8 protein-coding genes and 1 tRNA gene are annotated in these 13,512 nt (G+C 38.9%); 5 read left to right on the forward strand and 4 right to left on the reverse strand.

All coding sequences use genetic code 11. From position 1 onward, the window contains the following. Positions 1–60 precede the first annotated feature (60 nt). The 3 genes from cofG to KV40_RS13665 all read left to right on the forward strand — a co-directional run bounded on the left by cofG (position 61) and on the right by KV40_RS13665 (position 2,066). A complete protein-coding gene (gene cofG, locus KV40_RS13655) occupies positions 61–1,017 on the forward strand; it encodes a 7,8-didemethyl-8-hydroxy-5-deazariboflavin synthase subunit CofG (RefSeq protein ID WP_036482325.1) in 957 nt (318 codons plus the stop codon). A gap of 36 nt (positions 1,018–1,053) precedes the next feature. Continuing rightward, complete coding sequence (locus KV40_RS13660; protein WP_036482329.1) at positions 1,054–1,923, forward strand: aldose epimerase; 870 nt, start codon at positions 1,054–1,056, stop codon at positions 1,921–1,923. Between the two features lie 71 nt (positions 1,924–1,994). Further along, positions 1,995–2,066, forward strand: a tRNA-Lys gene (locus tag KV40_RS13665). A gap of 221 nt (positions 2,067–2,287) precedes the next feature. On the opposite strand, the gene KV40_RS13670 is transcribed toward KV40_RS13665, so the two are convergent. Beyond that, positions 2,288–3,040, reverse strand: a complete 753-nt coding sequence (locus KV40_RS13670; protein ID WP_036482333.1) for a metallophosphoesterase — start codon at positions 3,038–3,040, stop codon at positions 2,288–2,290. Positions 3,041–3,328: 288 nt separating this feature from the next. Here KV40_RS13670 and smc point away from each other — a divergent pair, with 288 nt between their 5' ends. Then, positions 3,329–7,096: a chromosome segregation protein SMC gene (gene smc, locus KV40_RS13675; RefSeq protein ID WP_036482336.1), complete on the forward strand. Its 3,768-nt coding sequence runs from the start codon at positions 3,329–3,331 to the stop codon at positions 7,094–7,096. 936 nt (positions 7,097–8,032) lie between these two features. On the opposite strand, the gene KV40_RS13680 is transcribed toward smc, so the two are convergent. The 3 genes from KV40_RS13680 to KV40_RS13690 form a co-directional block, all read right to left on the reverse strand. After that, positions 8,033–8,467 (reverse strand): hypothetical protein, encoded by a 435-nt coding sequence (locus KV40_RS13680; protein WP_036482339.1) that lies wholly within the window; start codon positions 8,465–8,467, stop codon positions 8,033–8,035. Positions 8,468–8,707: 240 nt separating this feature from the next. Continuing rightward, positions 8,708–9,025, reverse strand: a complete 318-nt coding sequence (locus tag KV40_RS13685; protein ID WP_036482342.1) for a hypothetical protein — start codon at positions 9,023–9,025, stop codon at positions 8,708–8,710. Between the two features lie 259 nt (positions 9,026–9,284). Beyond that, positions 9,285–12,437 (reverse strand): DEAD/DEAH box helicase, encoded by a 3,153-nt coding sequence (locus KV40_RS13690; protein WP_036482345.1) that lies wholly within the window; start codon positions 12,435–12,437, stop codon positions 9,285–9,287. Between the two features lie 58 nt (positions 12,438–12,495). Between KV40_RS13690 and KV40_RS13695 the strand changes: the two genes are divergently transcribed. Then, positions 12,496–13,464 (forward strand): aldo/keto reductase, encoded by a 969-nt coding sequence (locus KV40_RS13695; RefSeq protein WP_036482348.1) that lies wholly within the window; start codon positions 12,496–12,498, stop codon positions 13,462–13,464. Positions 13,465–13,512: the final 48 nt, after the last annotated feature.

Consider the following 13,512-nt stretch of genomic DNA (forward strand, 5'->3'; position numbering starts at 1 on the left):
AAAGTATTTTAACTAAATATTGTCTAATGCAACTTATTAATAAAACTTATCTTTAAAAATATGAATAAGGTCGTTACTTATAGCCCCGCTTATACATTAGTTCCTACATATGAATGTTTTAATCGCTGTAGCTACTGCAATTTCAGAGTAGATATTGGAAAAGATATCTGGTTAACTATTTCAGCAGCAAAAAATAAGCTAAAAAATCTACCATCTACACAAATAGCTGAAATATTGGTTCTTAGTGGCGAAGTTCATCCAGCTTCTTCTCGAAGAGCTTCCTGGTTTGAGAGAATCTATCAGTTATGTGAGTTAGCACTATCAATGGATTTTCTGCCACATACCAATGTCGGTCCATTGAGTTGGCAAGAAATGAAGCAATTGAAACAAGTTAATGTTTCATTGGGTTTGATGTTAGAACAGTTAAACCCTAAATTTCTGACCACCGTACATCGGCAAGCACCAAGTAAAAAACCAGAACTGCGCTTACAGCAGTTAGAATGGGCAGGAAAACTAAAAATTCCTTTCACTACAGGTTTGCTATTGGGAATTGGCGAAACTAAAGCAGACCGCCAAGAAACTTTAGAGGCGATCGCCAATATCCATCGAAAATGGGGCAACATTCAGGAAGTTATTTTGCAACCTCATAGTGTAGGAAGCAGACAACAACTAAATGCTCCCAGTTTTACTCCTCACTTATTGGTGGAAACGATCGCTCAAGCTCGCGCAATTCTACCTGATAGTATAGCCATTCAAATACCACCAAATTTAGTTACGCCTCAATTTTTCTGGGATTGTTTGGCAGCAGGAGCAACAGATTTAGGAGGAATAAGTCCGAAAGATGAAGTTAATCCAGACTATCCCCATCCTACAAAAGATTACCTTGAGAAAATTTTAGAGCCTGCTGGCTGGCAGCTAAAACCTCGTTTGCCAGTGTATCAACAGTATTATTCTTGGCTATCACCTGCTTTACAAAGCGCAGTTAAAGCTAAGGCAAAAGCTCTGAAATGCTTTTAAATTGAAAGTAATTTACAGAGTGAAAATTAAAAAATTATGTTTGAAGTTGCAAAAGAACAAAAACAGTACGAAACTTTTATTCTTAAAGATAAATCGGCAGGCTCGGAAATAGAGGTAGTACCAGAAAGAGGGGGAATTATTTCTCGCTGGCGCGATCGCGATGGAGAAATTTTTTATTTGGATACACAGAGATTTGCCAATCGAGAACAAAGCGTACGTGGTGGCAATCCCATACTGTTTCCAATTTGTGGCAATTTAATAAATGACACTTACACTTACCAGGGACGAGAATACAAACTAAAACAACATGGATTTGCTCGCGATCTACCCTGGCAAGTAACAGCAACTAAAACTAATGATTGTGCAAGTATTACTATCGCTTTGAGTAGTAACGATAAGACTCTCGCTGTTTATCCGTTTGAATTTGAACTAGTTTTTACCTATCAGCTACAGGGTAATAGTTTGACAATACTCCAGCAATATACCAACAAGTCTCAAGAAGTAATGCCGTTTTCGGCTGGTTTTCATCCTTATTTCGCAGTGACGGACAAAGAGCGTTTAGAATTTGATATTCCTAGCGATCGCTACACAGAAAAAGAAAGTCAAGAAACTCATGCTTTTGATGGTAATTTTGATTTTAAACGAGAAGAAATTGATGTGGCATTTACTTCGCTTCATAGACAGTCAGCAACATGGCGCGATCGCTCGACAAATAGACAGATAGTTATTGACTGCGATCGCTTTTACAATACTTTGGTTTTTTGGACTGTAAAAGGCAAAGATTATATTTGCCTCGAACCCTGGAGCGCACCGCGTAACGCTTTAAACACAAAAGATCGGCTAACCTACATCGAACCTGGAAGTACGTTCGAGTCTGTTTTAAAGTTGGTTTGCAGTTCTTTGTAAGATTTTGCTCGATTTTTTTCAAAATCTATGTTAAATTTAATAACCGTGCGAACAAAACGCTATTTGTTCGAGGGTCGCTAGCTCAACGGTAGAGTACTCGGCTTTTAACCGATTGGTTCTGGGTTCGAATCCCAGGCGACCCATAATTGTTGTTTACACAGTATTTTGTCGTAATTTACGTACAAAAGTAAATTGTGGGATACGATAAAGGCGATTGCTCTCAATTATTATAAATATAAATAATTGAGGTATTTGGCGATTTGAAAGCTGTACAAAGCGTAATCGCCCACAACGAGTCTTTTATAAATCTTTTAATTTAATAAGCTCGCATTTTTTTTTACTATCATTTTATTTACAAACGTATTTATACATTGACTATAAGGTTAGGAATGAAATGTTTGTTGCGCTCATCAGGGTATCCTCTAGGATTACAAACTACCCTTGTGTTGCCAATTATATAGTTTTGCTGTGAATGAATATGACCATGAACCCAAACATTAATAGCAGATTTGTTTACAAAAGCATCAAGGTGTGAAGCATAGGCTGCACTCAAAATGTCGTCTCGATCGCGTTCCGAAACCGATCGCTTACTAGGTGCATGATGTGTAATTACAACGACTTTTTTTCGATTTTCTCTCAGATTTGTTGTCTGCTCATGCAGCCACATTAATGATTTTCTGTGAATAATAGCAGTATCTAGTGATCGAAGCTTGCGATACTGTGGGCTGACACGAATTTTTCGATAGTCTGTCATCACTTGTGTCGCTTGATAGCCAGCAATCTTAGGATCGCCAAACAGCTTAAAGTTTGTCCACAGCGTACACCCCAAAAATGTAACTTCTCCAACAACCAAGCTATCATTTTCCAAAACATGGATGTTTGTCTTTGCGGCTAGTTGCTTTAGGTCATTGATATGTTTGGGAAATGCTCTGCCATAGTACTCATGATTACCAAGCACATAAATTACTGGTTTATCTGGAAAGTTTGTTATAGCCCAGGCAATTCCCTTTTTGCCGACATGAATATCTCCCGCAAGAATGACTACATCCGCATCTGTCTGAGGAGGATGAAATAATTCAAATTCATTGTGCAAATCACTGAGGATATGTAACTTCATGTCACATCAACAGTAAGACGTATAGCTATTTATTGTACGTAAACTTATTGGATATTATTCTATAGGTGGAAAAACCTCCTAAAAAAACCACTTGAATAGGTTAAGGTCATCTCAAGCATTGTTCTTGGTTTGCCGAATCTAGCCTTATGTAACTAACTGTTAAGAAAACTGAGTTTATCTACACAAAACAGCTAAAAGTGTGTAAAAACCAGTAGTGTTTGCGATACTCTGTCTGTCAATTAGTATATTAATACTCTATACATCCACTACTGAGATAAAATCTAGTACATGGTTCATATCAAGCGCGTTGAACTATCCCATTTTAAATCTTTTGGCGGTACGACAAAAATACCGATACTGCCTGGTTTTACGGTGGTTTCGGGACCAAATGGTTCGGGAAAATCTAATATTTTAGACGCGCTGCTATTTTGTCTGGGTTTGGCTAGTTCTAAAGGAATGCGTGCCGATCGCCTGCCAGATTTGATCAATCATAAATATAGTAGCAATGGAAATAGTAAAGGGACGGAAACCGTAGTTTCGGTTACTTTCGATCTGTCAGATTTAGGAGATTTATCAGATACAGTTGCTGCTGCTTCAGAAGTAACTCTCGTATCTTCAGAAGAGTTAAAAGCTGTAGAAAATAACGGTAACGGTAACGGTCATCATTATGAAGCTGAGAGCGAACTGAAAACAGAGACATCAGAAGTAAGGGAAACCAAAGACAGTAATAAAGTAGTAGCAATTTCTAATAACGGTGTTTGGGAGTGGAAAGTAACTAGACGCTTGCGAGTGGGTAAAAACGGCAATTACTCTTCCACCTTCTATATCAACGATGCGGTAGCGACGGCGACTGAAGTACACGAACAGCTAGAAAAATTAAGAATTTATCCCGAAGGATACAATGTCGTGCTGCAAGGTGACGTTACGCGTATCATTACTATGAATTCGCGAGAGAGAAGGGAAATTATTGACGAACTGGCGGGAGTGGCAGCATTCGATCGCAAAATTCAGCAAACGCGCAATACACTTGATAAAGTCCGAGAAAAAGCCGAAAAATGTCAGATTATTGCTCAGGAACTGGTAGCAAATCGCGATCGCTTGGCAGCGGATCGGGTAAAGGCTGAAAAATACCGCAAGTTAAAAGAGAAAATACAGGAAAAGCAACAGCAAGAGATAGTTTTAGTCTGGCGATCGCTCCAGCAACAGCAGCAAGAGTTACAAGCGGCTTTTAGTAAGGGAGAAAACACGACAGTAAGACTGACTACAGAGTTAGAAAAACTCAACACCGACATAAAAGAAAAAACAGTCCAGTTAGAAGAACTAAACGCTAAAGTAAAGGCTTTAGGAGAAGACGAACAGCTATCGGTAGCCTCTGAGTTGGCAACTCATAAAGCCAAACGCCATCAGCTACAGCAACAACAAAGCGAGTTGACTAACACCAGTCAGCAAAAACAATTATCTCTGGTACAAACACAACAATGTTTAGAAGAGCATCGACGAGAAATAAGTCAACTTGCTAACGAGAAAAATAAATTAAGCGATCGCCTTCCCGAACTTACTCAGCAAGTAGACGAAGCTAAAGAAACCGTAGCTAAAACTAAAGAAAATGCCGATGCGATCGCGGCAGCTTCTGAGGCTTGGGTACAAGAACAGGCGAGTCTCACCCGTGAAGTTACGGCAATTCAAAATACTCTCAACCCCCAGCGTACCGAACAAGCTAGAATTAGTGAAAAGCTGAGTCAATTAGAAACTAGTATTAGCCAGCAAAGCGCGTCGCTGGAAACTACCGAAAGCGAACTTGCTAGCAAACAAGCCGACTTTACAGCCTTATCAAGTCAGGTAAAAGAGGCAACGGCAGAGATAGCAGAACTCGCTCAACAGCTATCGGATGCGGAAAGCGATCGCAGCGTTCTTGAAGAAACCCAACAGCGTCTCTTAAACGAACAGCGAGATAAACAGCGTGCTTTAGATAAATTAGAAGCAACCAAACAGGCGCAGCAAGAAATACAGGGAACTTACGCCAGTAAAATCATTTTAAACTCTAACCTGTCTGGAGTTCATGGTCTAGTAGTGCAGTTGGGACAGGTAGAACCTCGTTACCAATTAGCTTTAGAAACGGCTGCTGGTGGCAGATTGGGTTTTATTGTTGTAGAAAGCGATCGCGTTGCCGCAGAAGGAATCGAACTTCTTAAAAGACAGCGCGCTGGTAGGGCAACTTTTTTACCACTCAATAAAATAAATTCTCCTAATACGGGCAATACAGCAACGATGCGCTTCGGTCGAGGATTTATCGATCTGGCAGTTAACTTGGTAAGCTGTGACTCTCGCTACGATAAGATATTTGCTTACGTCTTCGGTAATACCGTAGTTTATGACAGCCTTGACAATGCGCGATCGCAGTTAGGAAAATATCGCATCGTTACTTTAGAAGGAGATCTTTTAGAAGCTAGTGGCGCGATGACGGGGGGAAGCAAATCTGCTCGTTCTACCCTGCATTTTGGTAACGCTACTACCAAAGAAAGCGATGCAGCCGAAACAATAAAGGATCGCTTGACAGAGTTATCCCGCATCATATCAGGTAATAGTCAAACAATAGCGGATTTAACAGTTCGAGTCAAGAATCTCGGTGAAAATTTAACCGAAGTTAGACAAGTTATCAGGGAAAAACAGCTACGGCAACAACAATTAGAAACAGAAATCAAACGGCTAACGGGTCAGAGAGAATTATATATAAATCAGTTACATTTAAATCGCCAAGAAAGAGATAACCTACAGACTCGTCTACAAAATTTGGCAGCAACTATTCCCAATTTAGAAACTCAATTACAACAATATCAACAACAGCTAGCTAAGTTAGAAGAATCTCATTCTCAAAGCGAATGGCAACAGGTTCGAGCCTTAATTAAAAGTCAAGAAGATAATTTACATCAGCAAGAAATAGAACTCAGACAAACAGAAAGTCATCTGCAAGATTTAACCAATAACCAGCAGCGACTTACTGATAAAGTAGCTACAGCAGAACAATATATAACCGATATTCAAACAGAGCGAGAAACTATTGACGAACAACAAACAAATATTGCTGAGGAACTAAAAGAAATCGAACAAAAAATAGCTGCCACTGAAGCCGAACTGCAACAGCTATCGGAAAAATTAGGAACTACCAAACAAGAGCGCGATCGCAGCGAGCAAAGTCTTAGAGAATGGCGCGAAACTTATCAAAAGCAAGCTTGGCAATTGGAAAAACTAAGAGAAACCCAAAAGGAAAGACAAACTAGCATACAAACTTTACAACATCAAATAGCCGAACGCGAACGCGAACTACCCAATCCCATTCCAGAAATTCCCCAGTTAGTAAATGATATCGAAAGCGAACCAGGAGAGGCAATTGCTTTTAACAATTTAACAGAACAGTTAGAACAATTACAAAAACAAATTCGTAACGGACACAAACGCCTCGAAGCAATGGAACCTGTAAATATGCTGGCGTTAGAAGAATACGAACAAACCGAAGCCAGACTACAGGAACTGTCGGACAAACTAGACACCATTGAAGCAGAAAGAACCGAATTATTACTCCGTGTCGAAAAGTTTACTACTTTACGTTTGCGAGCCTTTAAAGAAGCTTTTGATGCCGTAAACGAAAACTTTAAAATTATTTATGCCGAACTATCCGACGGTGACGGACATTTACAGCTAGAAGACGAAAACGATCCTTTTAATGGCGGTTTAAATCTCGTCGCCCATCCCAAAGGCAAACCCGTACAAAGATTGAGTTCGATGTCTGGGGGAGAAAAATCTTTAACTGCTCTTGGTTTTATCTTCTCCCTGCAAAAATATCGTCCCTCTCCTTTCTATGCCTTTGATGAAGTGGATATGTTCCTCGACGGTGCTAATGTAGAAAAGCTTTCGCGTATGGTGAAAAAACAGGCGCAGGAAGCACAGTTTATCGTCGTCAGTCTGCGTCGTCCAATGATTGAAGCTTCGGAAAGAACCATCGGTGTAACTCAAGCCAGAGGCGCACATACTCAGGTGTTGGGAATTAAGATGAAGTAATTTCGCGCAGAGACACAGAGGCACAGAGAAAAAATGTAATACATTTAGTATTACATTTAATTGTTAGTAAAAACAAGCGATAAATTGCTTTTATAATCAACATCATCACACCAAAATAACATTTGATACCTAGTTTCCAAAATAATTTCTAATGTCACACCATCAATATTTAGTGGGTAAACTGTTGCGGAAATTATAGTTAAATCTTTTAAAGGAAAGCGATCTCCTAAATTAAATACGGGATAATCTTCTATATCTTCTAAATATATTTTTTCAAAGCGGTCATATGTTTCTACAAAACAAAGTCCCTCATCTAAAAAAAATCTATGCCAGCAGTTTTGTTTTCTTAGTTTTATCCAAATGACAAATAAACTAAAAATTTTTGTATTGGCATCTTTTCCTCCTACACAAAATATTTTTTCTATCTTTTTGCCAGTAATATCAGAAATATTGCCTTGATTATCTTGAAATATTCGATTTATAAATTATATACATTAAGCGGATTAAATATTAAAATCATGAAACTTGCGATCGAGCGATGTAAAGAGAGTTATTAATGGTTACGAGAATTAAACTGAAGATAAAGCAGTAGCATAAGAGGAAGCTATTGAAGATACCATAGAACAAGCAACCATGCAAATTTCTAATAATTTGGTTTCTGTTATTAGAAATTTGATTGCTAGTAATAAAGCTTCTTAATAACTGTTAAAAAAATACTTAGAAACGAATCGTACTATGCAAGTTAAACTTCAATTTGTTAAGCGATCGCGCTATAAAATATAAGCAAGCAGCAAAATTCTGAAATTACAATACTATGGTCAAATCGCACTTTAAACCGATCGCATTTCTAAAAACTATTTATTTCTAAATAAAAAAAGCGATCGCGTTATTATTTTCCAGTAATATTAATTCTCTTTATTTATCCAAATAGCTATTTCAATTAATAATTTCAACTAAAGCCGCTTCTAATATTTCAATCAGGCGATCGATGTCTTCTGTTACTTCCGCAAAACAATCGGGTGGTGCTGACGTTGGTTGATAGTTAATTAGTTTTACTTGTCCTTCGCCAATAGCCAAAATCAAAACTTCAGTTTCTGGTTGGTAGCCGTCAATTATGCCTAAAATTTCTTGTATTTGCCCTCTAGTATTCTGATTTAATTTTTCGATATCTTCTTTAGCGCAAACTACAAAGTGAGGCTCAGGCTGTAGATCGATACCGAGAATATGAATATTGTCTGAGTTTTGCCATTCTTGCTGTAAACCCCAAACTAAAGCCGCCAATTGCTTTTGATTTTCTTCTACAAAACGATCTAGTTGCAATCGCCATTTTTGTTGTGCTATTTCTGGTCTATTTTTACCAAATCCAATCATAGTAAAGTTAAGTTATCTGTTTTTGTAGGCGATCGCCAGATGAAAACTACTTGCTCTATAAATACCAGAAATCTACCACATTTCGTTTAAATTCTCTGTTTGATTTCTCGAACTCTAGATAATTTTACAACGACTATTGCGCTACAAATAACAATTCACCAATAAACAATGAACAATAAGCAGTTAAACTCCCATTGTTCATTGCTAACTGCTCATTGCTCATCGTTTTACTCATATCAACTATACTTCGCATTCCATTAGCGCAAACACGATCGCATCAAAACAAAACGCGGGCATAATTGGTAACGGACAAGACATTACCCAGCTAGCAATAATTGCCACGATACTAATAATTACAGCAGCAGTAGCCCACCGCTTTTCTGTATCGGTAAAACCTTTTTCTTTTTTAATTGTCATTAAAATTTTAGAGGGAATTGGTTCTGGCATTACTCCGTTAGGTGGAAAAGCCCAATAGCGATCGTGGCGTTCGCTGATCAAATCCGTCCAACCATTATTATCGCACCATTCTTGTAGCCATTCATCATGAAAGTGTTTCATATTGAAGTTAAAAAAGTAAATTTATTAAAAATTCTTATAAATAAGCAATATTAATTAAAGCTCGATTGATAATTAATCGAGCGTGTAATAAATTTAACAAAATGACTTTTATTTTTGAACTTTCTAGTATTTGTACTTAATAAAGCTTCATTAAATTTAGCCGATGTTAATAAATCGCTTTATAACTAAAATTAGCTTTTTTAAATGAGTAAAAATACCTAAGATTCTATTTTAGCTAAAATTTTCAGTCTTAGTAAATCTAATCATCAATAATTGCATCGCGGTCTAATAATAATAGATTACGCAGGCGATCGCTATCTAGTTTGGTCAACCATTGTTCGCCCGCATTTACAGTTTGTTCTGCCAGTTCTTTTTTACTTTCAATAATGTCATTAATTCTCTCTTCTAAAGTACCAGTACAGACAAATTTGTGTACCTGCACGTTACGTTTTTGTCCGATACGAAATGCCCGATCTGTAGCCTGATTTTCTACGGCGGGATTCCACCAGCGATCGACGTGAAAGACATGATTGGCTCTAGTTAGATTCAAACCCGTACCGCCTGCTTTTAAAGACAAAATAAAAATTCTCGAACCGTTGGGATCGTTTTGAAAGCGATCGACCATTTCCTGTCTGGCTTCGCGACGAGTTGCGCCATATAAAAACAAAACTTCGCTGTTTAGTTTGGTTTCTAGATAGGGTTTTAGCATCTTGCCCCATTCAGAAAATTGAGTAAAGATTAAAGCGCGATCGCCTTCAGCAATAAGTTCGGCTAACATTTCTTCTAAACGCAATAACTTACCAGAACGATTGCCAAAGGTAGCAGAATCGATTTTTATTTTGCCCTTACTTTTTTCGACTAACTCTGGATGGTTGCATAGCTGTTTTAAGCGCAACAATAAAGTAAGAATTAATCCTTTACGTTTGATTCCTTCTGAGTCTTCAATTTCGTTTAGTGATTTATCGACTAACTTCTGATAAAGCTCTGCTTGCTCTGCCGACAGACCACAAAAAACATTCATTTCCTGCTTTTCTGGTAAGTCTTGAATGATGTTTTTATCGGTTTTCAGACGACGCAAAATAAACGGTCTAACTAGAGAACGGAGCGTATTTAAAGAATCGCGATCGCCATATTTTTCTATAGGAATGGCAAATCTTTTTTGAAAGAAAGTCTGTTTGCCCAAAAAACCAGGATTGAGAAAATCTAAGATCGACCATAGTTCTGACAAGCGATTTTCAACGGGAGTACCGGTTAAAGCAATGCGAAATCCTGCTTTTACTTGCCGTACTGCCTGGGACTGTTTGGCAGCAGAATTTTTAATATTTTGAGCCTCGTCTAATACTACTCCCTGCCAATCGATCGCTTCTAAGGTTTTTAGATCTCGATGCACCAAAGAATAACTAGTAATTACCAACTGTTTATCTTTTACTTCTCTAGCAAAGGTTTTTCCTTTACTGCGTTTATCTCCATGGTGAATTACTGTTTTAAGATCTGGAGCGAATTTTCTAACTTCTCGTTGCCAATTATTAAGTACCGAAGTCGGACAGATTAATAGAGTCGGTTTGGTTAAAATATCCTGCTGTTTGAGATTGAGTAAAAAAGCAATCAGTTCGATGGTTTTTCCTAATCCCATGTCGTCTGCCAAACAAGCACCCAAACCCCAGGTTTCGAGAAAAGATAGCCAACCTACTCCTTTAGCCTGATAGGGTCGTAGTTCGCCTTTAAAACCTTTAATGTTGTTGACGGGTTCTACCGCTTTGTTGTCAGTTAAATTATTGATGAGTTCCTTCAAAATTCCCGTAGATTCAAATTTGGTTACGGGCAGTTTGGCTAAAACATTGGTATCGCCAGTAGATAGACGCAGAGCATCTTCTACGCTTAAATTCATCTGCTCGTTAGAATCGCTTAAAACCGCCTGTGCCGCTTTGACATCTGCTGGCTGCAAAGCCAACCACTGTCCTTCAATTTCAACTATGGGCGATTTTTGGTCTAATAAACGCTGAAAATCCTGTTGGGAAACGCTGCGATCGCCAACAGCAATTTCTAGCTTGTATTTTAGTAAGCTTTCTAAGCTTAAACGTTCTCTTTTTTTGGTAGCAACTCCAGCAGTAATTTTGATTCCCAATCTTTGTTCGCTGTCTCCCGATGCTAAACCAGGAGGTAAAATTATGCCCAAACCGCTATTTTGTAGTTGCCAGGCAATAGAACGAATAAACTCGTAAACCTGGATCGGATCTAGTTGACAACTAATCGGATTACTTTGTTCTAAACTGGCTTTTATTGGTGCATAGATACGGCTTGCCAATCCTAAACCTTTTAGTAGTGCAGCTTGAGGGCTTTCGATAGTTCTGCCTTTAACTGTTAGAGAATCATCTTCGCATTGCCAAATAGTAGCTGCTTTAACCCTAAACTCTGCTCGATCTAACGCTTGTAAATAATAATTTAACTGCCAGTCGCTTTGTACGCCATTCTTTTCAGTGACTTCTGGTGGCTGCAACACCAAACAAACCCGATAGCGATCGCGCCCAAAATTATCGTTTTGGCTATTTATTAAATATTCATTTATTGGTAGCGTCCAGTTATACAGTGCCGTATCGAGGCGACTAATATTTTTACGATCGGTTTCCAAGGTACTGGGAAATTCGACAAGCGATCGCAACCAGGGCTGAATCGAGATATTTTTAGTCGCTTTGGCATTAAAATCGCTCCAAGTACGCAGTCTGGCATCTAAAATTACCGACAGCGATCGCAATAATAAAGTTTGCGGTTCTATTGCTGCCTGGCTACCATAAGCCAAACAAGCAGGGGGCATTAAGCGCACAAATCTGGCAAATCTCACCCGATCTGTCTCGCTGTCTAATAAAGGTTGCCAAACGCTTTTAATTGTAGTTCCACGTTCTATCCCTGGTAAATACTTTTGTCTGACAATCAAATCTAAAGTCCAGCGATAAATATGTGTTGCATACTGCAATTCGCCAGATAGATAGTTATTATCTGCCTGTAAAGAATTAAGCGATAGCATTTGTAATAGAGCGATCGCTTCTAAAGGAGTCAAACAAAATCCTTCAACCTGCCAAACCTGTTTTTCTAAACTAGATTCGCTAGCTGCCGATGTACTGTCATCTGCATATACTGGCTGCATTTTGGAGCTTTTACCTGTAACGGTAGGTATAGCAATTTGTTTTGTTGTCCAAATATCTTTTAGTTTGCTGTTTAAAACTCGTTCTAAGGACAAATTATTCTTGGTAAAAAAGTCCGATAATTCTGTTTCGGACAAACAAAAAGGGTGAACTAGGCTTCCTTCCGCATCACTTATAGAATCAATATTAACCAGCGATCGCCAAGTCTCACCCCAGACAAAAAAGCAATCTCGTTCGCAATCTATAAGCCAACTACCGTGAATGACTGTCATATAAAATCAAAAATTAACTACAAAAATATTCGTTAAGATCTAAAAAAACCAATTTATTATGAGCCAGAAAACCAATAGACGCATTTTCCTAATCGGCAGTGCAGCAGCAGCAACAGCTATCGGTACGAAAGCTCTAACCAAACAGCAAAAGCGAGCCGTCTCGATGCCAACGACTTCTACTATGCCCGAAAGAGTATTAGGCAGAACTAATGTTAGTCTACCAATTTTTGGGCTGGGAGGAGCGGGACAAACCCCAATATCTCAAAGCGGACGAGAACCAGAAGCGATCGCTTTGATTGAAAAAGCTTTAGAATTAGGCATTCGCTATTACGATACCGCAGCTAATTACGGTCCGTCGGAAGCGCATTATGGCAAAGTCTTACCCCCATATCGCGATCGCATCTACATTAATAGTAAAACCGACGCTAGAGACTATGATAGTGCCTGGCGCGAACTGGAGCGATCGCTCAAACGTCTCAACACAGACTATCTCGATTCCTGGCAACTCCACCACGTTTCTTTTACCGAAGAATTAGACGAGATTTTTAGCGACAGTGGGGCAATAAAAGCCGTAGAACAAGCAAAAGAGCAGGGATTGATTAAATTTGCGGGAATTACAGGTCATCACGAACCAGATATTATTGCCGAAGGTTTGCGCCGCTACGACTTCGATACTACTCTAATTTCTCTCAATGCTGCCGACGTACATCATCCCCGTCCCTTTTCCTCTACCGTCTTACCAGTGGCACAGGAGAAAAATGTTGGTGTAATTGCTATGAAAGTACCTGCTTACGGACGATTACTAACTTCTGGCATTCTGAAGGGCATGGAGCAAGCAATGGGCTACAGTCTTTCCCTACCTGGAGTACATTGCTGTATTATTGCTGCCGAAGATCCCGCACAGTTAGAGTCTAATTTTAGAGTAGCGCAGAACTACCAGTCTTTAGATGCCGAAGCCATGCAGGCGATCGAACAGTTAACCATTAATGCAGGTGAAGACGGGGCATTTTTCCGCAGGTGGACGTAAAAAAAAGTAAAAAGTAAAAAGTAGCAAGTTATGCTTTATGCTTTAGAG

The organism is Myxosarcina sp. GI1 (assembly GCF_000756305.1).
Lineage (GTDB): Bacteria > Cyanobacteriota > Cyanobacteriia > Cyanobacteriales > Xenococcaceae > Myxosarcina.